At 40.7% G+C, this 23,951-nt stretch carries 17 protein-coding genes and 7 pseudogenes; 11 read left to right on the top strand and 13 right to left on the bottom strand.

What is annotated here, in order from left to right:
- Positions 1–187 precede the first annotated feature (187 nt).
- Both rmuC and KUH03_RS21885 read right to left on the bottom strand, forming a co-directional pair.
- A complete protein-coding gene (gene rmuC, locus KUH03_RS21890; RefSeq protein WP_257096539.1) occupies positions 188–1,447 on the bottom strand; it encodes a DNA recombination protein RmuC in 1,260 nt (419 codons plus the stop codon).
- Positions 1,448–1,687: 240 nt separating this feature from the next.
- The gene (locus tag KUH03_RS21885) at positions 1,688–2,875 is read right to left on the bottom strand and encodes a formimidoylglutamase (protein WP_257096537.1); all 1,188 of its coding nucleotides are present in this window, start codon (positions 2,873–2,875) and stop codon (positions 1,688–1,690) included.
- Positions 2,876–2,984: 109 nt separating this feature from the next.
- Between KUH03_RS21885 and KUH03_RS21880 the strand changes: the two genes are divergently transcribed.
- The 7 genes and pseudogenes from KUH03_RS21880 to KUH03_RS48940 all read left to right on the top strand — a co-directional run bounded on the left by KUH03_RS21880 (position 2,985) and on the right by KUH03_RS48940 (position 11,272).
- Entirely contained in the window at positions 2,985–3,542 is a 558-nt protein-coding gene (locus KUH03_RS21880) for an NAD-dependent epimerase/dehydratase family protein (protein ID WP_257096535.1), read from the top strand.
- Positions 3,539–3,955, top strand: coding sequence for a hypothetical protein (locus KUH03_RS21875; RefSeq protein ID WP_257096533.1), 417 nt, complete (start codon positions 3,539–3,541; stop codon positions 3,953–3,955). Before KUH03_RS21880 ends, KUH03_RS21875 begins: the two co-directional genes overlap by 4 nt.
- Positions 3,956–4,154: 199 nt before the next feature.
- Positions 4,155–5,445 (top strand): annotated as a pseudogene (locus tag KUH03_RS21870) (HAD-IB family phosphatase).
- Positions 5,446–5,621: 176 nt separating this feature from the next.
- Positions 5,622–6,206 (top strand): hypothetical protein, encoded by a 585-nt coding sequence (locus KUH03_RS21865; protein WP_257096531.1) that lies wholly within the window; start codon positions 5,622–5,624, stop codon positions 6,204–6,206.
- Between the two features lie 2 nt (positions 6,207–6,208).
- Positions 6,209–6,340 carry a hypothetical protein gene (locus tag KUH03_RS21860; protein ID WP_257096529.1) on the top strand — a complete coding sequence of 44 codons (132 nt, stop codon included), beginning with the start codon at positions 6,209–6,211 and terminating at the stop codon, positions 6,338–6,340.
- A 213-nt stretch (positions 6,341–6,553) separates the two neighbouring features.
- Positions 6,554–9,880, top strand: a pseudogene (mfd, locus tag KUH03_RS21855) (transcription-repair coupling factor).
- A 201-nt stretch (positions 9,881–10,081) separates the two neighbouring features.
- A pseudogene (locus tag KUH03_RS48940) lies at positions 10,082–11,272 on the top strand (PLP-dependent aspartate aminotransferase family protein).
- Positions 11,273–11,579: 307 nt separating this feature from the next.
- Here KUH03_RS48940 and KUH03_RS21830 read toward each other — a convergent pair.
- The 6 genes and pseudogenes from KUH03_RS21830 to KUH03_RS21800 all read right to left on the bottom strand — a co-directional run bounded on the left by KUH03_RS21830 (position 11,580) and on the right by KUH03_RS21800 (position 17,227).
- On the bottom strand, positions 11,580–12,122 hold the full coding sequence (locus tag KUH03_RS21830; protein WP_257096514.1) for a hypothetical protein: 543 nt from the start codon (positions 12,120–12,122) through the stop codon (positions 11,580–11,582).
- On the bottom strand, positions 12,110–12,730 hold the full coding sequence (locus KUH03_RS21825) for a galactokinase family protein (RefSeq protein ID WP_257096512.1): 621 nt from the start codon (positions 12,728–12,730) through the stop codon (positions 12,110–12,112). The genes KUH03_RS21830 and KUH03_RS21825 overlap by 13 nt, the downstream gene beginning before the upstream one ends.
- A 2-nt stretch (positions 12,731–12,732) precedes the next feature.
- Positions 12,733–13,781: pseudogene (locus KUH03_RS21820) on the bottom strand (UDP-glucose--hexose-1-phosphate uridylyltransferase).
- A gap of 201 nt (positions 13,782–13,982) precedes the next feature.
- Positions 13,983–15,086 (bottom strand): metallophosphoesterase, encoded by a 1,104-nt coding sequence (locus KUH03_RS21815; RefSeq protein WP_373564772.1) that lies wholly within the window; start codon positions 15,084–15,086, stop codon positions 13,983–13,985.
- 182 nt (positions 15,087–15,268) lie between these two features.
- Positions 15,269–16,202: pseudogene (locus KUH03_RS21805) on the bottom strand (ferrochelatase).
- A 177-nt stretch (positions 16,203–16,379) separates the two neighbouring features.
- Positions 16,380–17,227 (bottom strand): annotated as a pseudogene (locus KUH03_RS21800) (4-hydroxy-3-methylbut-2-enyl diphosphate reductase).
- A gap of 300 nt (positions 17,228–17,527) precedes the next feature.
- Here KUH03_RS21800 and KUH03_RS21795 point away from each other — a divergent pair.
- Positions 17,528–17,947 (top strand): nucleoside-diphosphate kinase, encoded by a 420-nt coding sequence (locus KUH03_RS21795; RefSeq protein ID WP_077437233.1) that lies wholly within the window; start codon positions 17,528–17,530, stop codon positions 17,945–17,947.
- 68 nt (positions 17,948–18,015) lie between these two features.
- Here KUH03_RS21795 and KUH03_RS21790 read toward each other — a convergent pair whose 3' ends face one another.
- The 4 genes from KUH03_RS21790 to ruvX all read right to left on the bottom strand — a co-directional run bounded on the left by KUH03_RS21790 (position 18,016) and on the right by ruvX (position 20,092).
- Positions 18,016–18,399 (bottom strand): hypothetical protein, encoded by a 384-nt coding sequence (locus tag KUH03_RS21790; protein WP_257096508.1) that lies wholly within the window; start codon positions 18,397–18,399, stop codon positions 18,016–18,018.
- A 6-nt stretch (positions 18,400–18,405) separates the two neighbouring features.
- Positions 18,406–18,792, bottom strand: a complete 387-nt coding sequence (locus tag KUH03_RS21785) for an SDR family oxidoreductase (protein ID WP_257096506.1) — start codon at positions 18,790–18,792, stop codon at positions 18,406–18,408.
- Between the two features lie 317 nt (positions 18,793–19,109).
- On the bottom strand, positions 19,110–19,538 hold the full coding sequence (gene ybeY / locus KUH03_RS21780; RefSeq protein ID WP_257096504.1) for an rRNA maturation RNase YbeY: 429 nt from the start codon (positions 19,536–19,538) through the stop codon (positions 19,110–19,112).
- Between the two features lie 140 nt (positions 19,539–19,678).
- Positions 19,679–20,092, bottom strand: coding sequence for a Holliday junction resolvase RuvX (ruvX, locus tag KUH03_RS21775; protein ID WP_257096502.1), 414 nt, complete (start codon positions 20,090–20,092; stop codon positions 19,679–19,681).
- 174 nt (positions 20,093–20,266) lie between these two features.
- Between ruvX and KUH03_RS21770 the strand changes: the two genes are divergently transcribed.
- Together KUH03_RS21770 and def are read left to right on the top strand one after the other, a co-directional pair.
- Positions 20,267–20,812 (top strand): DUF1684 domain-containing protein, encoded by a 546-nt coding sequence (locus tag KUH03_RS21770; RefSeq protein ID WP_257096500.1) that lies wholly within the window; start codon positions 20,267–20,269, stop codon positions 20,810–20,812.
- A 23-nt stretch (positions 20,813–20,835) separates the two neighbouring features.
- Positions 20,836–21,492, top strand: coding sequence for a peptide deformylase (gene def / locus KUH03_RS21765; RefSeq protein ID WP_257096498.1), 657 nt, complete (start codon positions 20,836–20,838; stop codon positions 21,490–21,492).
- A gap of 119 nt (positions 21,493–21,611) precedes the next feature.
- On the opposite strand, the gene KUH03_RS21760 is transcribed toward def, so the two are convergent.
- Complete coding sequence (locus tag KUH03_RS21760) at positions 21,612–22,601, bottom strand: aspartate-semialdehyde dehydrogenase (RefSeq protein WP_120260404.1); 990 nt, start codon at positions 22,599–22,601, stop codon at positions 21,612–21,614.
- Between the two features lie 402 nt (positions 22,602–23,003).
- Here KUH03_RS21760 and KUH03_RS21755 point away from each other — a divergent pair.
- Positions 23,004–23,949 (top strand): annotated as a pseudogene (locus tag KUH03_RS21755) (NAD-dependent epimerase/dehydratase family protein).
- Positions 23,950–23,951: the final 2 nt, after the last annotated feature.

Raw genomic sequence — 23,951 nt, 5'->3', positions numbered from 1 at the left:
CGCTTTAACTTAGAGTAAACGGACTTCATCAACCACCTTAAACAGGACAATCCACACTTTCATATCTTAAAATATATCAGGTTACTAACCGGAAAGTCGTCGTATTTACTAAGTCCTGGCCCTCATTATTCGTCTTCGTCCAGAAATTTAGCGTCGATCTGTTTATTTGCTTTTGCTCCCAATCGTTTCAGCTTCTCCACTTTCCCGATGACATTTCCGGCCCCTGTCGACAGTTTTTGGTCGCATCCTCATGGCTTTTCAACGCGCGTTCCAGCTGATTTTGAACCTGCTCCATATCCGTCAGGAAGCTCACAAATTTATCGTACAAACTTCCTGCTTCTTTGGCGATTTCAATCACATTGCGTGTCTGACGCTCTTGCTTCCAGATACTAGCGATGGTACGCAATGTCGCCAACAGTGTCGAAGGGCTAACGATAACGACCTTGCGATCCCAAGCATCGCTGAATAGGTCTGGTTTTTCTGCGACAGACATACTCAATGCAGATTCGATCGGCATAAACAATAAGACAAATTCGGGCGATTCTATCCCATACAACTCATGATAGTTTTTGGCGGAGAGCTCCTTCACGTGATTTTCGACAGACTGTACATGTTGTTTTGCAAAAATCGCTCGGTCTTCATCAGTCTCCGCATTTACCCAACGCTCATAAGCGATCAAGGAGACCTTAGAATCGACAATAAGATGTTTATCTTCGGGAAGGTCTATAATCGCATCGGGCTGCATTCTCCGCCCATCAGCATCCATTAAGGAAACCTGTAACCTAAACTCACGGTCTTTCATCAATCCCGAACGTTCCAAGACTCTTTCCAAAATCACTTCACCCCAATTACCCTGCTTTTTCGTATCTCCTTTTAATGCCTTGGTAAGGCTATTGGCTTCATCTTTAATCTTGAGACTTTGTTCGACCAACTGCAACACGACGCCTTTCAGGGAATTTCGTTCCGCCGCTTCCTGATTATAATTTTTATCTACCTTCTCTTCAAACAGCTTGATTTTCTCCTTGAGCGGATCTAGGATCAGTCCGAGTGAGCGGTGGTTTGTTTCGGTAAATTTCTGCGTTTTCTCTTCCAATATTTTATTGGCGATAACCTGAAATTCATTGTTAAACTGTCTTTTTATTTCGGCAATTTCATTTTTTTGCTCCTGAAATTTATCCATTTGAGCCTCATAGAATGAACGCGTGCTTTCCAGCGAACGCTCAGCAACCAATACACTCTCACGTTCTTTGTCCAATTCATCTCTTAGCATTAAACGTTCTTCCAGCAAACTTTGCTCTCGTTGTTGTGAACGGGCCAGTTCTATTTTCAATGCCTCTACTTCTTTATTCTGGCCCACATCCACAGTAGGAGCGCTATTTCTTTTCAACACCAATATGATCAAAATGACCAACAACAAGACAATTCCTGCAAAGAAAAATATTTCCATGATTTATATTTTACGAGAATAGCAGCTTCTTACCTGTCGTGACAGAACATCTGCTATCAAATTTGATTAATGTTAAGTTTGCGTATCAACAGTAGTATACAATAGTCTTTATTGACTGATCATACTACTACTGACTGATGAATTTATGCCGCTGCAATTGGGTAATGCTATCATCAATCCAATATCCCTTTAATTTAGACAGGGCATTAAGGTACAAGCAAGATATTGCTTTATCCTGATTTACTGCAATTTCTGATGGGTTTTCCACCATAGATCGGGCATTTCCCCAGATACAGCCATTTGGTAATCTTCATAACGGCATGGCACAAGGTAGTACCTTTCGTTGACAGATTTTGACCCAAAATAAGGCACTTGTATCCACCAACGGTCTGATTTTTTGCTTTTCACAAAAACCAATTCATGTTCTTCATTTTCAAGTGTGGTACGGTAGATGATATAGGACGATTTGGGGTATAAAGGTGTATCCTGCTTGCGATTATAATAACCGTCGATAAAACACCAGATCATTTGAGAAACCAACATTGCGGTCTGTTCCATGGGATCAAATGTAGGGTTCAATTCGTAGAAACCAATAGAAGTACATTTGTCCGACATACCTGCATAACGCGCAAGCTGACAAGCTTCGTCTCCGTACAAGCCATTTGGAATCGCATTGGCATTGCCCGGTGCCTCTGAAGCCCGTATAGCGCCAATATCGAAACTGATCAGGTCAGCAGCCCGGATAAGTGGTTCAGACTGATCCATTTTACCTGCGATCATCCCTACTCGGGTTGCATTGAAAAACAATTTGTCGTACATATTGATGGACTCTTTGCTGACAAGATAGGTCTGATAAGCAATGGAATTCAGGTTAAACAGATAATCGGGCTGATGCAAAATAATGTGATTGACATAAGATCGAGAATTGAGGCTGACATTTTCAGCTTCCTCCTGATTGAGGTCGAAACGCGAATCCACAATAGCCAATTCGATCTTCCGTTCCAAATTCTGGTAGCCTAGGTATTGTGCATAGGTCAGATCCTGTCCACCACCGATAATAATCGGGAGAACATTCGTCTTTACTAATTCTTCTACCACAGATTTCAAGGCCACGTAGGTATCCTGAATGGTATTACCAGCTTTTATATTCCCCAGATCGACAATATTCATCTTATAATCTCCTTGATACAAGGTATAAAGATGTTTGCGTACCGCATCCGGAGCTTTATCCGTTCCGTTGTTATTGACCGATGCCCGATCCTCCTGTACACCGATAATAGCCAATTGAGGTTGTTCATTTTCCTCCCAAGTAGGAAAATCTGTTTCATAAGCCTGAATCACATTCCCTAATTGGGAATTTAAGAAACCATGCTCTGGAGAGATACTTGCAATTGAAATCGGGCTAAAGAATACGGACAATGATGACATAAGCTATAATTTGTTTAAAACATCTTATTTTTTTCGGGATGCAACTCACACAAATATCCATTTATTAACTAACTTTTGAAAACATTATTTTTAACAGTATCTTTATCAAGTGATATTAATAACAGGAGGAACAGGTTTTTTAGGATCTACATTGATCAAACAACTGATAGATCAAGGAATTGACGTCATTGCGACCAAGAGAGCTCAATCTATTATTCCAACCAGCCTGTTATCTTCTTCGTTGATTCAGTGGGTTGATGCAGACATCAACGATTATTTTGAACTGGAAGACGCGCTGGAAGGCGTAACGAAAGTGTATCACTGCGCGGCATTGGTCTCCTATCAGAAGAAAGATGCTAAATCACACTTTAAGGTCAATGTAGAAGGAACAGCAAATATTGTCAACCTTTGCCTGGAGAAAAACATCCGTCTACTTCATGTTAGTTCGATCGCCGCATTGGGCACCAACAAAGACAACTTACCGGTATCTGAAAAAGACCATTGGGAGCATAGCCCCACAACCTCCAACTATTCGCTGTCTAAATATCAGGCGGAAATGGAGGTTTGGCGCGGTATTACGGAAGGGCTGAATGCTGTTATCGTAAACCCTTCGGTGATATTGGGGCGGCAGCCAAAGACAAAGGATCTGGAGCTATATTCTCCATGATCAATAAGGGATTGAGGTTTTATCCGAAAGGGAGTGTCGGCATCGTCGATGTGGAAGATGTCGCATCAATTATGATCCAATTGATGGAAAAGGGCGAGATTACCGCTGAACGCTATATTATCAATCACCTCAACATTCCCAATAAAGATCTGCTCAGTGTGGCCAGCGTCCTGATGAACAAGCCCGAACCTACGATTGAGGTCTCCGAGACTCTTCTTCAGATCGCATCCACTGTTTCCAGCATGCTCGCTGTCTTCAAGAAATCGGACTCTTCGCTGACCAAAGAAACGGCAGCAGCATCGAGTGCCAAATTACAGTACTCCAATGCGAAGGTACAGTCACTCTTGAACCACAGTTACCGCCCATTGGAACAGACATTAAAAGAAATCGCAAATTTGTACAGCAAACAGTAAAAACTTTATAAAATATTAATCAACCGAACCCTGAACCCATCATGAGCTTACCAAACTATCCGATTCAAAATCAAGCCTGTGCGTTTATGATTGTTTCAAATAATAAAGATGAAACAATCAGGATTAACCAATTCTCAGTTCGATAGTAATAAGTACCCCTCATGATAGCTTCATCACCACTAAACAACAAATAATTAAGATGAAAAACTATTACATCATTGATTTTGATAGTACATTTACCCAAGTAGAAGCGCTCGATGAGCTCGCCCGGATCTCACTTGAAAATCATCCTGACCGCGAATCTATCTACAATGAAATTGAACGATACACCAATCTTGCCATGGAGGGAAAACTCTCTTTCCGTGAAGCCTTGGCCGGTCGTGTGAAATTGCTAAACGCGAACAAAAGCCACTTGGATAAACTGGTATCTCATCTCAAGAAAAAAGTTTCAACGTCTTTCTCACGTAATCGTGAATTTTTCAAAAACATTCGGATACGGCCTGGATTGTTTCCGGTGGATTTAAGGAGTTTATCACTCCTGTGGTAACACCTTATCATATCAAAACCGAAAATATCTACGCAAACACATTTAGATTCGATGCGGAAGGCAATATCATCGGCTTTGATGAGGAAAACCCCTATCCACTGAAGGCGGAAAAGTACAGCTCTTAAAACAACTGAATATCGAAGGCCGACTTTTTGGTATCGGTGACGGTTATTCGGATTTTCAATTGAAAGAGTCGGGTTTAATCGAAAAGTTTTTTGCCTTTACGGAGAACATCCAACGTAAAAGTGTCACTGAAAAAGCGGATTTCATCACGCCTAGCTTTGATGAATTCCTATATGTAAATGATCTGCCACGTGCGATCTCTTACCCTAAAAACCGTATTCTTTGTCTCATTGTCGGTGATGTTCCGGAGATTGCTGCCCATATTCTGAAAAGAGATGGTTTCTCGATCCGTACGAAAGAGACTTTTGAGGAAAAATATGTAAAAGATGTTGGCATGCTTTTGCTAGGCGACAATATCGACATTACTGATGAACAGCTTCAACAGGCAGATAAATTAAAAACAATCGGTTATCTGGGCGACATCAAGGGACATATCAATAAAGATATCTGCAATGCCAAGGGAATTGTCGTATTTGATGATAAGAAAAGTAAAAAGAAAAATTCGGAATTTATTCCACGTCGTATGGCCGAATTTATCAACAATGGTGACACTTATCTCAGCCGCAATTTCCCGAACCTGGTATTACCAAAAGTTAAACAGGTGACAAGATTGCTGCATATCCATAAAAACGTACCGGGTATCATGGCCCAAATCAATAAGGTCTATGCACAAAACAACATCAATATCGTTGCTCAGTTCTTAATGACCAGGAGTGATATTGGCTATGCAGTAACTGATATTCAGGGCGAATATGATAAAGATCTATTGAAACAATTGAAGCAAATTGACAATACGATCAAATTTAGAATATTATATTAACAATCAACCAGCGGATCTATGTTGTAGGGTCGGAATGATACTTTCCATTCACCTATTTAGGTCGCTGATAAAATAGGGATAAAGGAGCAAGGATAACAGACTATTAGCTGAACAATCAGGCGTCTTTCATCTTTGCTCTTTCATCGCTAATAATAAGATCATTTTACGTAAACATTATGTCTCTACATCAAGATGCCGAGTTAAAGAAAGCTGTCCTTGAGCTGCCACAAAAAGAAAAAGACAAATTACTTGTCCGTCTGATCAGTAAGGACAAAATGCTGATGAAACAATTGCATTTTCAATTGTTAGAGAACGAGTATGATCTGGAGGAACGTATTGATAAATTGCGGAAGCAATTAGCTCAATTATTTGACATCGGAACAAGTCAGATTGGCAATACACCGCATCACAGCAATTTTATCGGGCTGAGCAAGCTGGTCAAACAGGCAAGCGGTCTGGTGAACGAGCATGAGAAAGTCACCAAAGACAAAACCAGTGAAGCTGAATTCCGTTTTTATATCCTACAACGGGTTATAGGCGACTATGAACGACTATTTGATTCATCTTATCAATCGGCAGCCCATAAATTGCATAAATATATCACGGGCCGTATTAAACATGCTGTCGGTAAATATGATAAACTTCATGAGGACTTTCAATTCGATTACCGGGAAGATTTTCAAAACACACTACATGCTTTTGGTAATACAACATTAAAAAGCTATATTAGTGAACAGCGAATTGAGCTTGACCTGAATTAATTATGAGAAACAGCAAAAACCGTGTTAAAATTGGATCCTATCGTGTCACTGCCTACGAGCAGTATAAATTACTCTATCTGGCGATCCTTTTGATCTTATTGGCCTTTGCCTATACATTTCACTTAGCAAAATAATTCATTACTGAATCTCCATTGCTAGTCTTCAAGGACAGGCAGCATAATTGCTCGTTTGCCACAATACTCTCGCTCGCTATTCATGGGACATTCCCCTTTTGTCCCGGCAACAAAAGTTCTCTTTTTGATCAATTTTTACCAAAAAATTTAGCACAACATACCACATACTTAAGAGTATTTAATTAAATTCGCAATTATTCGAAATTTTTGCTCGTGGGAATTCAAGAAATACTAGAAAAATACAGCCAAAGCGAATCAGTCCAGTCGCTTACAAAGGCTATGCAGTCCAAAAATCCAAAGATTCAACTGAAAGGCCTTGTCGGTTCTTCGGATGCATTCATCGCTGTCTCATCCTACAAATTGCAGGAGCATCCAATGGTCTTTATTTTACCAACGCACGAAGATGCCTCCTACTTTTTAAGCGACCTAGAAAGCTTATTGGACAAACAGGTACTTTTTTTCCTTCTTCTTACCGAAAAGCTTTTGACTTCACACAGACGGATTCAGCAAATGTACTACAGCGTGCAGAAACATTAAGTTCGCTCAATCATACGTCGGAATTACCAAAGATAGTGGTCACTTACCCCGAAGCAATTGCTGAAAAGGTAATCAATCGTACCGATCTGGAGAAAAACACGCTGGAAATTACAGAAAACACGGCTTTAAGTATTGATTTTATCAACGAGTTTTTGATCGAATATGACTTCGAACGTGTAGATTTTGTCTATGAACCCGGACAATTTGCAATACGAGGTGGTATCGTAGATATTTTTTCATTCTCGAATGACCTTCCCTACCGCATCGAATTCTTTGGTGATGATATCGAAAGCATTCGGACCTTTGACATTGAATCGCAGCTCTCGGTCAATAAAATCCATAAGGTTACCATTGTTCCGAATGTTCAGGCCAAGTTCCTGACCTCGCAGCACATTTCCTTATTGGAATATATCGATCAGGGGCTTCCATCTGGATCAAAGACGCCCAGTTTACACTTGATATTGTCAAGGATGGGTTGAAAAAGCAAAACAACTCTGGACCAGTTTGACTGATAAACAGAAAAAGATAATCCAGACTGGCATAATCCAGAGTATGAATTTACCGATGAGAAAAACCTCAATGCCCTATTTTTTGATTTCCCGATCATTGAATTTGGAAAACAGTTTTTCTATAAGGGGAAGTCACACTCAAGTTTGATATTCATCCTCAACCTTCTTTTAATAAAGATTTTAATCTGCTGATCCATAACTTTAAGGAAAATGAGAGCCATCGGATCCAGAATCTGATCTTTTCGGATTCAGCGAAACAAGTGGAGCGAATCTATACGATATTAGAGGATCTTGACAAAGCGGCTACGTTTATCCCTATTCATAAAGCATTGCGCGAAGGCTTTAGGGACGACAGCTTAAAATTGTTGTTATACAGATCATCAGATATTTGACAGGTACTACAAATACAAACGGAAAAAAGCATACGAACGTTCGCAGGCAATTACATTGAAAGATCTACGGGATCTCAAACCCGGAGATTTTATCACGCATATTGATCATGGGGTAGGCCGGTATGGCGGACTGGAAAAGGTGGATGTCAATGGCAAATCCCAGGAGATGATCCGGCTGATCTATGCGGACAATGATTTGCTTTATGTCAATATCAACTCGTTAAACCGGATTTCAAAATATTCCGGCAAAGAGGGCACAGTTCCGAAGATGAACAAGCTCGGTACGGATGCCTGGGATAAATTAAAGAAAACGACCAAGAAGAAAGTCAAGGATATTGCCCGTGACCTGATTATGCTCTATGCAAAACGGAAGGCTCAGCATGGGAATGCCTTCTCTCCGGACAGCTATTTGCAGAATGAACTGGAAGCCTCATTTATCTATGAGGATACACCAGATCAGGAAAAGGCTACCGCAGATGTAAAAAAGATATGGAGTCGCCACATCCAATGGACCGGTTGATCTGTGGTGATGTCGGGTTTGGAAAGACAGAAGTTGCCATCCGGGCAGCATTTAAAGCCGTTGCTGATAGCAAACAGGTTGCTGTGTTAGTCCCAACAACGATCTTAGCATTACAGCATCACCGTACTTTTACCGAACGTCTGAAAGGACTTCCATGCAATATTGACTACATCAACCGTTTCAAAACGACCAAGCAGATCAAGGACACTTTGGCGCGTCTTGCGGAGGGAAAAATAGATATCATCATCGGTACACATCGTCTGGTGAGTAAGGATGTCAAGTTCAAGGATCTGGGTTTGATGATTATTGATGAGGAGCAGAAATTTGGTGTTGCCGCTAAAGAGAAGTTAAAGGCTATGCGTGCCAATGTGGACTCGTTGACCTTAACAGCGACCCCTATCCCCAGGACCTTGCATTTCTCCTTGATGGGAGCGCGAGATCTAAGCATTATATCGACTCCTCCGCCCAATCGTCAACCGGTACAGACCGAGCTTCACGTATTTAATGAATCATTGATCGGTGAAGCAGTCAGTTATGAACTCGATCGGGGTGGACAGGTGTTCTTTATCCATAACCGTGTGGCTGACCTTCCTCAATTGGGCAATTTAATCCGCAAGCTTGTACCTGGAGCACGTGTCGTGGCCCATGGTCAACTGGAAGGAGATGAATTGGAAGATGTGATGCTCAAATTCATCAACCACGACTTTGACGTGCTTATCGCAACGACAATTATTGAAGCAGGCCTGGATATCCCGAATGCCAATACCATTATCATCAACCATGCGCATATGTTCGGCTTGAGTGACCTTCACCAAATGCGGGGCCGTGTAGGTCGTTCGAATAAAAAAGCCTTCTGTTACTTATTGAGTCCTCCATTATCGACACTGACATCGGAGGCATACAAACGACTTTCGGCGATCGAGGAATTCTCAGAGCTAGGTTCGGGATTCAATGTTGCCATGCGGGACTTAGATATCCGGGGTTCCGGAAATTTACTGGGCGGAGAGCAATCAGGCTTTATTGCTGAAATAGGTTTTGAAATGTATCACAAAATCTTGGATGAAGCCATCCAGGAACTGAAAGATGATGAGTTCTCGGAGGTATTTGCGGATGAACAGGAACGCAAATATGTTAATTTTACACAAATAGACACCGATCTTGAAGTATTAATCCCTGATGAGTACGTAACGAATATCACCGAACGCTATAACCTCTATACGGAGCTTTCCAAACTCGAGAACGAGCAGCAACTGGCGGCATTCAAGAAAGAACTCGAAGACCGTTTTGGCCCGATCCCACACGAAGTATTCGAGCTATTCAATACTTTACGCCTGCAATGGTTTGGAAAAACAATTGGGTTCGAGAAGATATCCTATAAAAAGAATACACTAAAAGGGTATTTTGTCAATAACCCAAAATCGAGCTATTTTGAATCGGATCAGTTTGGTCGGGTACTGTCTTTTGTGCAGTCCCACCCTGAAATCAGCAATCTCAAAGAAGTAAAGGGCAACTTCGCCTTGCGCTAAGTAATGTAAATACAATAAGCTACGCGCTAAACCTACTCAAACAGATGTTATCGTAACGCTCTTGGCACTCAGCTATAAATAAAATCTACTTATTGTGTAGATTTTATTTATATTTGGGTATACAAGAAACCTTCCTATAGCAATCTGCGCCAAGTGCAATGAAAGGATATTGAAGGCTCTTATTGGCTATCAGGAACAGACATATATGTGATGTGTCTATTGAAGCTAAAAAAGGACACTTATCAATAAAAATTAGCATGGCATCCAATACCGAAACGATACTCGTCCATGAAGGACAACACTTCAATTCAACCGCTGCTGTAACGGCTCCTATCTTTCAGACATCAACTTATATTGCGGACAGTGATCCCGCGGAATACATCAAGGCAGCGACCGAACCCAAACATCCTTACTTTTATCACCGTCATGGCAATCCAACCAATAGCCAAGTTGCAGCGGTAGTCGCCAAACTGGAGAAAACAGAAGATGCACTCGTATTTGCGACGGGCATGGCCGCTATCAGTACCGCCATATTAGCTATTGTGAAATCTGGTGACCATATCGTTGCACAGCTTGCCCATTACTCAGGAACAGCTATTTTTTTAAAGAATTTCTGACCGACTATGGCATCAGCGTCACAGCCGTGGACCAAACGGATACCGCAGCCTTTGCCCATGCTATTCAGGAAAACACCAAACTCATCTATATCGAAACTCCTTCCAATCCGAATTTAAATATTACGGATCTAAAGGCAGTTGGTGAATTGGCCAAGCAACATGATATTTTGAGTATGGTTGACAATACCTTTGCCTCCCCATAAATCAGACACCACGGGACTTTGGGATTGATATCGTTGTTCATAGCGCTACGAAATATCTGGGTGGGCATAGCGACCTAACGGCTGGCATTGTCTGTGGAAGTCAGGACTATATTTCAAAAGTCTGGAAGCGCAGTGTTGCTCTGGGGGCATCTTTGGCACCATTGGATTCTTGGTTGCTCCTCCGTGGGCTCAAAACGCTGAGCCTACGTGTCAAACAAATCAATTCAAATGCATTAGAACTCGCCAGTTTCCTTGATCGGCATCCTAAGATTAAGAACGTAAGTTATCCGGGGCTTTCAAGCCACCCCAGCATGAACTTGCGGCTCGCCAGATGCGCGGCTTTTCAGGAATGATCTGTATTGAAGTTGAGGGAACAGATGAAGAGCAGGCCTTCAAAAATGCACAGGCTTTAATTAACAATCTGGAAATTTTTATCAATGCAGCTAGTTTAGGCGGTGTTGAATCACTTATTGTGCATCCGGCCAGCATGTGGGGCGGACACCACACACAGGCGCAAAAGGAAGCGTCCGGAATCACTTTGGGCATGCTCCGCATCTCAGTTGGGATTGAAAATGTAGCAGATTTGATTGAAGACCTAGAGCAAGCGTTGGGGAAACTTGACACATAAAAATAAAAACAGCTCCTCCTATCGTCAATCGGCCTGTTTCACCATAACAACCTGTAATATTGCACCTTGCGTTATCATATATTATAGCTTATATTACAATATATGAATTTATATATTGGTAGTGAACAATATTATATATTACCAATATACACTTTTAAAGATTCACCCCTCGTCGAAATAAAACAAAAAATACCCGCCGAAGTTCAACGGGTATTTATTACTAAAACTTTTATTCACTCAACTGTATGAAAATATACTGAAAGTTATATTGATCACTGAAAACGAGCGCTTTATAATAAAAAATGGATTACAAAATCCTTGTACCATTCGCAATTTCTACCTGAATGACTGAAAGTTCCTTATCAAATTTTTGTTGATATTCTTTCTCCAAGGTTGGCAAAATTGATGCAACAGCACCTTCTTTAACAATATTGATTGTGCAGCCGCCAAAGCCGCCGCCCATCATTCGGGCACCAATGACTTCAGGGAATTGTTTGACATAATCAACCAGGTAATCCAATTCAGGACAACTTACCTCATATACTTTGCTCAAGCCCTCATGACTCTGAAAAATATATTGCCCCAACTGTTCAATATCCCCAGAGCGTAATGCTTCGCAAGACTTTTCTACCCGTTCATTTTCACGGACAACAAAACTTGCTTTGGCATAGATATCTGCATCTTTATCTTTAACCAGTTCATCCAGCATATCTACTGTAACATCTCTCAGATTTTTAACTTGAGGATATTGCGCTCTTACCCATGATGACGCCTGCTCACATTGCTCTCTACGTGTATTGTAAGCCGTTGAAGCAAGGGAGTGTTTCACGTTTGTATTCAATAGGACCACTTCATAACCTTTGAGGTCAAGTGGCACGTATTCAAATCCCAAGGAGCGACAATCCAGCTTAATGACATTTTCTCTTTACCAAATGCCGACGCAAATTGATCCATGATACCACACATCACACCGGCATAGGTATGCTCGGCTTTTTGTGCAATTTGCGGGATATCAATCTGTTCTACATTTAATTCAAACAGTTCACTAAGGGCCAAAGTAACAGCACATTCTACTGCTGCTGAAGAAGATAAGCCGGCACCCAATGGTACATCACCATCAATATAAAGGTTAAACCCGCCCAATATAGCACCTCGCTTTTGGTATTGGTCCACTACACCGAGGATATAATTCGGCCAGTGCTTTTCTGAAATAGCGATTTCACTTAATTTGACCTCATGGCTTTCTTGATAGTCTTCAGCATACAACACAATATTATCGTCCGCACGTCTGCTGACAGCAACATAAATAGCCTTGTCAATAGCTGCAGGTAATACAAAACCATCGTTATAATCGGTATGTTCACCGATAATATTAATGCGCCCCGGCGAGGAAACCACAATGGGTTCTTCCTGATATAAGCTCTTAAATTTATTTACTATAGTTTCTTTTGCGATCATTCTTACTTAGATTTATAATGTTTGGTAGCACAATTCCGCAATTGTTCGGCGGCAACTTCAGGTGTAATATCCCGCTGTGGATTAGCGAGCATCTCGTATCCGACCATAAATTTTTTGACTGTTGCCGAGCGTAATAAAGGTGGATAGAAATGCATATGCCAATGCCATTCCGGATGATCTCCATCATTGACAGGAGCTTGGTGCATACCCGCAGAATAAGGAAAAGATGTTTTGAAAAGGTTATCGTAACGTGTGGTCAATAACTTGAGTATTGCGGCAAGATCTTCCTTCTCCTTTTCGTCAAATCCGGCTATATTTTGCACAGCTCTTTTGCTAACAATCATGGTTTCATAAGGCCAAGCGGCCCAAAAAGGCACCAAAGAGACAAAAGAATCATTTTCATCAATAATGCGCTCTTCTTTTTTAGTTCGGCTTTGATATAATCGGCTAATAGCGTACGCTGGTATTTGTCGAAGTACTTTTGCTGTTGCACACACTCCTTTTGAATCTCTACCGGTAAATGATTTTGTGACCAGATCTGTCCATGGGGATGTGGGTTGCTACAGCCCATAATAGCGCCTTTATTTTCAAAAATCTGAATATAGCGGATCCATTCCACTTTGGAAAGTTCCTCAAATTCCTTTTGCCAAAGATCAACTACAGCCTTTATAGCTGATTGTTCCATTTCAGGCAAGGTGAGGTCATGGCGTGGTGTAAATGCAATAACTTTACAGATTCCTTTTTCAGTCTCTGCAATAAACAATTCGTCCTCATTAAATTCCTGTTGGCTAGTATCTTTCAATAATGCCGAAAAATCGTTGACGAAAACGAAGCTTTCTTTATAATCTGGATTGATATCCCCATCTGCCCGTTTATTGGTTGGGCACAAATAGCATTTGGGATCATAAGCCGGTCTATCATCGCCTGGCAGATCTTCTACCTGGCCTTGCCATGGTCGCTTGCTGCGATGTGGAGACACAAGTACTTTTTCCCCGGTAAGAATATTAACGCGTGTGTGGGGAGAGTCCCCAAAGTTTAAAGTTGATTGCATGTTATGTATAACTGGTGTACAGAATACACAATATTAGCTTTTTTAAGTAAAAAGTTAAAATTAAAAAGTAAAATTATCTAAAGATGAGTCCTTTAAAGCTATGTTAAAAATATCAGAATCACTGACATCTCCCGTGACAGCTAGTCATCTCCCAGATTATTAAGCCAAAGATCGGAACGACCAAAGCCTCCATACAGCAGGTTAAGCCTTAAATTTTGGATCTTGCCCTTTAATCAACTCAAAGATTGTAATTTCAGGAAGGATACCAACACGACCGGGATATCCTAAGAATCCATAACCGACATTGACATATAAACGTTTATTTTCTTGTGCACGGTAGAGTCCAGCCCATTCTTTATAAATATATTGTACAGGGCTCCACTGCAACATTTCAGCGCGTACACCGAACTGCATACCATGGGTATGGCCTGCAAACATCACATCGACATCAGTATCCAATACCTGTGCGCGCCAATGAGAAGGGTCATGGGACAATAATAACTTAACGGACTGTTCCTCGGTTCCCATCAAAGCCTTTTTGATATCGCCATGTTTTGGGAAACGACCTGTTCCCCAGTTCTGCACCCCAACGATACAGAGTTCTTCGCCATCTACTTTGATCTTGCGGTTTTCATCCATTAATAGATCCCAGCCCATCACTTTATGGACATCAATCACATCCTTCAAATTTTTTCGCTTCTCGGGAGAATCTTCTTTTCCATAATAGTAATCACCATAATCATGGTTACCCAATGTTGAGAATACGCCTAAATCCGACTTCACCCGCGCAAAAATATCTTGGTATTCGCGCATTTCAGATGCTTGAGCATTCACGATATCGCCTGTAAAGAATGTCACATCTGCCTTTTCTTTAAGTAACATATCGATTCCACCGTTTACAGCAGTCTTGTTATAGAAGGATCCCGAGTGTACATCTGATATCTGTGCGATGGTCATGCCGTGGAAAGCTTTCGGAAGATTAGGTAAATATAAAGGTACACGTCTCACGCGATAATCGTATGCGCCAGAAATAATACCCCAGCTTAATGGAATCAACGGCGAAGCGCCAATTAAAATACCCGCTTTGGTCAAAAATTCGGATCGACTGATGCCTTTGACCGGATTTTCAGGCAATGAACTGCCAGCATCTGCCACAACATCCTCTACGGATTCCTTCTTGCTGAACAAGCGTTTGACCCAGACTCCGCCACGACGGATATCATCAATCAACAAAATCAAAAAGAAGAAGATCTTTGAAGCTGCTGTCAGAAAGAACCCGACCAAAATAACAGATCGTACAATCAATGGAATGTTATATTTGGCAGATATAAAAACACCTAATAATAATAGGGCCGAATACGACCACCATAATACGGCGAATATTTTTGTTTTGGGAAATTTAATCTTCGTAGCTCGGAGGGCAAAAAGATATAAAAATCTAGAATGAGTAAAACACATGCATTTACTAACAACATCATTAATTCGTTTTAATTTTTGGCATTGAGTGCCAATTGCTTCAGAGATGCTATCCATTTGGGATCATCATTAAGACTTTCGACCAAACAGACCTCCTCTCCACCTAAATCCTTGAATTCATTAGCATATTCCACGCCAATTTCATCGATAGTCTCTATACAGTCTGCCACAAATGCCGGACTGAAGACCAATAATTTTTATAGCCTTTACTAGCGAGGTCATGCAACAAATCGGAAGTATAGGGCTGAATCCACGGTTCTTTACCCAGACGGGACTGGAAACACAGGGAGTATTGTTCTTTCTGCAAGCCTAGTTTTTCAACAATGGTCCGCGTCGTCGCATAACACTGAGAAACATAACAATATGCATTGACATTTGTTTTGCAGGAGTCACAACCCGATTCAGGACATTTTAGTTTGCCAGTAGGATCCACCTTACCCAGCTGCCTGACAGGAAGGCCATGATAGCTAAACACAAAGTGGTCGAAATGTGTAAGATCGTGTTTTCGAGCATGGTCTGCAAACGTCTCAGCCATTAAGTCATCCGTGCAGAAATTGCTTACAAAACTAATCTCAGGTAAATAATTCCATTTGCGGATCAGCTCCATTACACGGTCTATTACAGAACCTGATGTGGCTGATGCATATTGTGGGAATAATGGAATAACGCGAACGGATTCGAGCAGCATCCCCTCCATCTTGCCCAGTGCAGCTTCGATGGATGGATTTTGGTAACGCATAGCCAACTCCACATGGTACTCGTCCCCTAGCGATTCCTGCAATAGGTCTCGTTGCAATATACTGTAATGCATCAAGGGGAGCCAGTTTCCTTGTCCCAGATTGTTTCGTAAATTTTTGCTGATTTTGGAGCGCGGGTACGAGCAATAATTCCTTTTACCAATAATGTCCGTTGAAAATAAGGAATATCGATGACGCGGGGATCCATTAGGAATTCGGTCAAATATTTTTTACGTCTGGAGTAGTTGGACTATCGGGTGTACCTAATTGTACTAAAAGAATACCTTTTTGGCTTTATTGCTCATAGCCTACAAAAATAAACAAAAAAGCATGTACTGCAGATTCACTCGCGATAATATGAAATATCTATGACGGGTGAACTAGGTTAGAGTGCTTCCAAGGTCGCTTTTACATCTTTCATCAGCCACATTGGTGTTGAGGTTGCTCCACATATACCGATACGGTCACCGGTTCTAAAAACTGACGCATCCAGTTCGGCAGGGTCGGAGATAAAGTAACTTTCGGGATTGGCTTTTTGGCATACTTCAAACAAAACCTTTCCATTGGAAGACTTTTTACCGGACACAAAAACAATTTTATCATATTGTCGAGCAAAGGCACCAAGATCCTCATATCTGTTAGACACTTGTCTACAGATAGTGTCATTGGCTTTGACCTCATACCCTCTCTTGATCAGTTCCTCTTTGATGGCGTAGAATTTATCCACACTTTTTGTTGTCTGACTATAGAGCGTAAATGAAGCTGGCAGATCGGCATCATCCAACTCAGCGATATCCTGAAATACGAGTGCTTCGTTATTTGTCTGTCCCTGTAGACCGATGACTTCCGCATGCCCATGTTTTCCAAAGATCAAGATCTTTTCCTCCTGATCAAAAGAGGTTTTGATCCGATTCTGCAACTTGAGTACGACTGGACAGGAAGCATCAATTAGGGTAATATTGTTTTCTAACGCTGTACGATAGGTTTCGGGGCTTCACCATGCGCACGGATCAGTACCTTCTCGTTTTGTAGTGTAGGCAGTGCAGCATGATCGATAATACGCAGTCCTTTGGCTTTCAATCGGGCTACTTCTTCGTCATTGTGTACGATATCACCAAGACAATAGAGGTAACCGTCCTCTTCCAAAATCTCCTCTGCCATATCTATAGCGTATACCACTCCAAAGCAAAAGCCGGAATCCTTATCGATGTCTACTGTTAGATTTAATGCCATAACATTACAAAGTTACATATTCGTATCGAATATATTTATTTAATAGATTTGTTTACAGTTGATTTTTTATTTCTGGTCATTATCAATTGCCTATAAACTTATTACATTTTCCACGGCAAAAAGATTGCCAGTGACGGAGGGAGGCACAACTTGCGGGTTCAGCAGAATTGAACTGAGACTTGTTTCACGACCCTGAGCACTTTAAATTAAGACACTATGACGAATAAATTGTTTTTATATAAGTCTAATTATATTGCATATAAAAAGCAATTTATCTAAGTTTGCAAAAAAATTAAAATAATGGCAACTAACAGAACTTTTACGATGATTAAACCTGACGCAGTAGCGAACGGTCACATCGGTGCAATCTTAAACGATATTATTGCTGGTGGTTTCAAAATCATTGCAATGAAATACATTCAATTATCAAAAGAAACTGCTGGCGCATTTTACGCAGTGCACAAAGAACGTCCTTTCTACGGTGAATTGGTAGAGTTCATGACTTCAGGTCCTATCGTTGCTGCAATCTTAGAAAAAGACAATGCTGTTGAAGATTTCCGTACATTAATCGGTGCTACTAATCCAGCTGACGCAGCTGAAGGTACAATCCGTAATAAATATGCTAAATCTATCGATGCTAACGCTATCCACGGATCTGATTCTGATGAAAATGCGGCTATCGAAGGTAACTTCTTCTTCTCTCAATTTGAAAGATTTTAGTCATTAGCAATGCTATAAAAAAGCGTTGTACAGCTGTACAACGCTTTTTTTTATGTATTATCGATTTGCTATCTCCACATAAATCCACCAATCCTAAAAAAACGGAGGAATTTATTGATCGCAGTTAACGCCGGTTTCTTAATCTTCCACTTTAATCCGCTTATCCCTGTTGGCGGAGCATCAAAATCCTGTACTGTAGCAGTACCTGTTCTCATATGTGTTGGCGGCTGCATTTTTCGTTTCTCAACCACCAATATGCTGTCGTAATAATGCAAGGAGTTGACCGAACGTGTAAATTCATTGACTTTCAGCCCGCGTTGTTCTGAATGATGAGCATTGATGTAATCAATAAAATTCTTACTGTATTCGATAAAAGTGCCATTCCGTTTATGCCCACCACCATAAAAAAACTTGGTAAGAGGTATGCAGGTCTTCACATAGATAGACACCATCTTCTTTTACATGTCCAAATAACTCTTCAAATGTAATAATCTGTTGCAGCATGGTATGCCCCCATCATCTATCAGGATATCTATTGGTGGGATTGATTCTTTCACTTTACGAAGGAATTTACGGTCTGACTGAGATCCTATAAATATTTCTACGTTCTCCTCTTCTAATTCTTTGCAATTGGGGTTGATGTCTACACCATAGATTTTAGCTTTGTCGCCAAAATATTTCTTCCACATCTGCAGGCTTCCGCCCTGAAAGACACCTATTTCCAGCACGACGATCTCTTTATCTTTAAATCGACGGAAATGGCGATCGTATACGTCGAAATAATGCATCCATTTGTTGATCAGCTTCGCATTGTTATTTCGGAAATATTCCTCTAATTCGTTCATATTAGACACATTATAAATGGTTTAGCAATTTGTGTTTTGAAGCTAATTAAATATAATGGGAAAGTCAAGTTTTTTTGACGGAAAAACTCAGGAGATATTCGCGTATATACCTTATACTTAAGTGTTCCTCAGCTGGGAAGAACTGAATCAGAAAATAACAGATCACTTGCATAAAAGATAAATAAGAAGCTGTCAAAAAGGGAAAGGACCCGCTGGAGAATTGAACCGCTGAAATGAGGTTTCAAGAGGATACGAGTAAAAAAATAGGGTATCCATTTCTTTTGGACACCCCTACTGACATTGGATGGTAGAATAAACTAGAAATTTCTTTTCCCTAGATATTCATCTTCTTTAGCCGTCATCTTAGCTTTATCAGCCGGTTTTTTGTCCGGATATCCACAAAGGTGCATAACACCGTGAATAATGACGCGATGCAACTCATCACGTTCATCAACCTTAAATTTTTGTGCATTCTCCTGGATACGTTCCACGCTGATAAAAATATCGCCAGCAATGGTATCCTCATCTTCTGATGAATCAAAAGTCACAATGTCGGTATAGGTATCGTGATTCAGGTATTCTTTATTGATTTCCAAAAGATAAGCGTCCGAACAGAGGATAAAACTTAGTTCGCCTACGCGCTTAAATCCCTCAGCTTTTATCGCATCAGCGATCCATTGGCGAATCTTACCTTTTTCTTTTAATTTAAAATCTATGTCTTCTGTAAAAAATAATATGCTTTTCATCTGTAATTATGTATTAAGTGAGCCCGCTACGCCCAGTTTTGATTACATCGCCTACATGGACTATATGATCATAAAATTGACACTACTCCATTAATAAACGAGTTATCTATTGCTAACGGTTCATGCGATAAAATTCGTATTTAAAAATTCCGACCCTCCATATAGCTCTGCAAGATAATTGTCGCTGAGACTGTATCGACCAGGCCTTTCTGTTGACGGTCCTTTTTCTTCTTCCCACTTTGAGCGATGGCTGCAGAGGCCATTTTTGAAGTAAACCGTTCATCAATTTCCACAACTGGAATTGTAGGGTAGGTCTTTTTCAATTTGCGCATAAACCCGACCACATGCGAAGCTGACTCCGAATCCGATCCGTCCAATTGTTTGGGTTTACCGACAACGAATGTTTCGATCTGTTCCGTGTGGAGGTAATCCGTAAGAAAAGTCCAAATATCCTGCGGATGAACTGTTGTCAGTGCTGTAGCAATAATTTGCATCGGATCCGTAACCGCAACCCCAATTCGTTTTGTACCATAATCAAATGCCATTAACCTCATGGAAAATCGTTTTTTACAAAAGTACAATTTAGATTTGAGTATCGAGATATGCGTGTTGAGATTCTGCTTCCACAGGCTATTAGCCCATGAAGTGTCATCATTTTTTTTTTTTTATTGTGTAAAACTTCAATTCACTAAAAAAGCTATAACTTTGATAGACTATTTAAAAGATAAATGAGAAAAACAGTTATTGCCAGCCTTTTTGTTGCATTTTGCCTATATGGTCATGCGCAGAGCAGTTATGAGCAACAAATTTTGGCCCAGCGCAAGGAGAAGGCTTTGGAATTAGCCAAAGAACAATTTGGCCCATTGAAAGCCGATCAAGTGGCATCTTTAGATTACTTTCCTATTAGCCCTAACTATAAAGCTAAAGCAAAAATAGAGGTCTTATTTGATGAACCTGTATTTCGTATGCCTACCTATGACGGTACCAGCAATGAATACAAACGCTATGCGATTGTGACATTTCAATTGAACGGGGCTGAAAGGACATTAAATATCTATCAAAGTGTGGCCTTATTTCAAAATCCTGCTTACAAAAAACATTTATTTTTACCATTTTTAGATCAGACAAACGGCCACGAGAGTTATAGTGGTGGGCGGTATATCGACCTGTCCACAGATGATATCAAAGGCAGTACCATTGAGATAGATTTTAATAAGGCTTACAATCCTTATTGCGCCTACAGCAACGGTTATCGTTGTCCAGTTCCCCAGTAGAAAACAATTTAGAAACAAAAATTATGGCAGGAGAAAAAGCCTTTCATAAAGCGAAGAATGAGCGACCGGTCAACCTGAATGCCGGACAGGAATTTACGGAAGCTGACAAGAAGATTATTCTATCAGGGAATGAAAACACACTTCTTCGTGTATTACAAACTACCGACGAAAAAGATTTAAAGGTATTGAAAGCGACAAGCAGTGATGTTAAGTACAATGACCCACTGTTAGAAACACTTTCAAAGCGGATGTTTGCAACTGTTCGGGATCCAAACCATCCAGGGGTAGGAATAGCGGCACCTCAAATTGGGATCAACAAAAACCTGATCTGGGTGCAACGGTTTGACAAACCGGAACAACCTTTCGAGTTTTATGTAAACCCAAAAATCCTGTGGCGTTCAAAGCTAAAACGGAAGGGTGCAGAAGGCTGTCTATCCATCCCAAATCGCAAAGAAGACGTTTTGCGGAGCTACGCGATCCGTTTGCAATACATCAATAAGGAGGGAAAAGTTATCGAAGAAAATATTGAAGGGTTTACCGCAGTAATCTTCCAGCATGAAACGGATCACCTCTTCGGCATATTATTTCCTGACCGCCTGGAAGAGCAGGAAAAAGACAGCTATGTACCATTGAATGATAAGATTGATTTTTCCATCTTGCCAAAGACCTTGACACCATAGCAAGAGATTTGTTGGACCTGGCTGAAAAATGCCTGTCCTCCTGGAAATCATAAATGTACCTATAAAAAGAGCCCCATGAATTACTTCATGGGGGCTCAATATTATGGAATCTACTTGAGTTAGATCAATCCTTTTTCTGCCAATAGTTCAGCAACTTGAACAGCATTTGTTGCTGCACCTTTACGCAAGTTGTCTGCTACTACCCACATATTTAACGTATTCGGTTGCGAGTCATCACGACGGATACGTCCTACAAAAACCTCATCTCTACCATGTGCATCTTTTGGCATCGGGTATTGAAGATTAGCAGGATCATCAACAACGATACAACCACTTTGAGCTGCTAATGCAGCACGTACATCATTTAGATCAAAGTCATTTTCGAATTCGATATTCAATGATTCGGAGTGCCCGCCCATCACTGGAATACGCACAGTTGTTGCTGTTACCTTGATTGAATCGTCGCGCATGATTTTGTTTGTTTCCAAAATCATTTTCATTTCCTCTTTGGTGTAGCCATTTTCCTGGAATACATCGATATGTGGAATGACATTCAAATCAATCTGATAAGGATAAGCTTTTTCGCCTTCTTTACCTGCGCGTTCATCCATCAACTGGTTAACGGCTTTTACTCCTGTGCCTGTTACGGACTGATAGGTCGAAACTACGACACGCTTAATTTTATATTTATCGTGTAATGGTTTTAACGCCACTACCATTTGAATAGTTGAGCAATTTGGATTTGCGATGATCTTGTCATCAGCAGATAACACATCGCCATTTACTTCTGGAACAACCAATTTCTTCGTCGGATCCATACGCCATGCTGAAGAATTGTCAATAACTGTAATTCCAGCTTCTGCAAATTTTGGTGCAAATTCTTTAGACGTGTCACCTCCTGCGGAGAACAATGCAACATCAGGTTTCAAAGCAATAGCCTCAGATGGTGTAACCACCTTATACTTCTTTCCCTTGAATTCAATTTCCTTACCCTTGCTACGCTCTGAAGCTACTGGAATCAATTCTGTTACTGGGAAATTTCGCGCCGCCAACACGGTTAGCATCTCAGTACCTACAAGGCCTGTTGCGCCGACTACTGCCACTTTCATTTTTGTCTGTGTTTAAATTGTGTATATAAAATTTGTTATTTGATGTGTTTTTAGTTGATTCTTGAAGAATGAATTCTTCAAATTTAAAAAATATTCCCCAATTACAATATTAAAATAACAAAATATCGCTTATTCTGCTAAAAAGTCACAACGGCTCCGTTTTTTCCGCCTTGATCAAAAAAATATTGAGCACAAACCGCCGTATTTGACCTAAAAAATTGAAGTAACGATAATTCAAAAAAATAAAAATTTTCGCTGCTCATTCAAAAAAACAGAACAAACGATTGAAACGGTTTAAAATCTCATAAAAACAGCGCCAAGAGTCTATAAATTAACATTTTTAGGAGACTGTCCTTTGCATCAAACAGTTGCTAGATACTGAAAAGCCGTTATATTTGCATCATGAAAGAAAGCATTATTATCATTGGTGCAAACGGCCAAATCGGTACTGAATTGGCAATCGCTCTGCGTAAAAATTTGGTGCAGAAAATGTTGTCACCACAGACATCAGAGAACCACAAACAAAAAGCCCCGACGAGAATTTTGAAATTGCAAATGTGCTTGACAAAAATGGTCTGGACATATTGTTTCAAAAATATAAACCTACTCAAGTATATTTATTGGCAGCCATGCTTTCAGCAACAGGAGAGAAATATCCTGAAAAAGCCTGGGAGCTTAATATGAATGGATTGCTCAATGTGCTTGACCTAGCTGTTACGTATAAAGTTTCAAGAATATTCTGGCCAAGTTCCATTGCTGTCTTCGGTCCGCACTCACCGAAAGTAAATACGGAGCAATACTGTGTTATGGATCCGAATACGATCTATGGAATCAGTAAGCTTGCAGGTGAGCGCCTTATCGAATGGTATCAGGAGCACCGCGGATTGGATATCCGTAGCGTAAGATATCCAGGTATTATCTCCTGGAAAACAGAACCGGGAGGTGGAACGACAGATTATGCTGTTGATATCTTCTATGAGGCACTGAAAACAGGTACTTACGAATGTTTCCTATCCGAGAATACAGCATTACCGATGTTATATATGGAAGATGCCATCCGCGGCACACTTGAGCTGATGGACGCGCCACAGGAAAGTCTGAGCATCCGCCACGCCTATAACCTTGGTGGAATTACTTTTACTCCAAAAGAACTCGCACAAGAAATTAAAAAATTCTTCCTAATTTTGCAATCTCTTACGTAGCGAATGACCCAAGACAACAGATTGCCGATTCATGGCCTGCAAGTCTGGATGATTCATACGCAAGTAAAGACTGGAACTGGAAGCCAGAATTTGACATCCAGAAGATGACAGTCGATATGATTGAGAATCTTAAAAACAAAATATAACA

Origin of the sequence: Sphingobacterium sp. E70 (genome assembly GCF_019285695.1) — a bacterium.
Classification (GTDB): domain Bacteria; phylum Bacteroidota; class Bacteroidia; order Sphingobacteriales; family Sphingobacteriaceae; genus Sphingobacterium; species Sphingobacterium detergens.
This window is presented reverse-complemented; position numbering and strand designations above follow the sequence as displayed.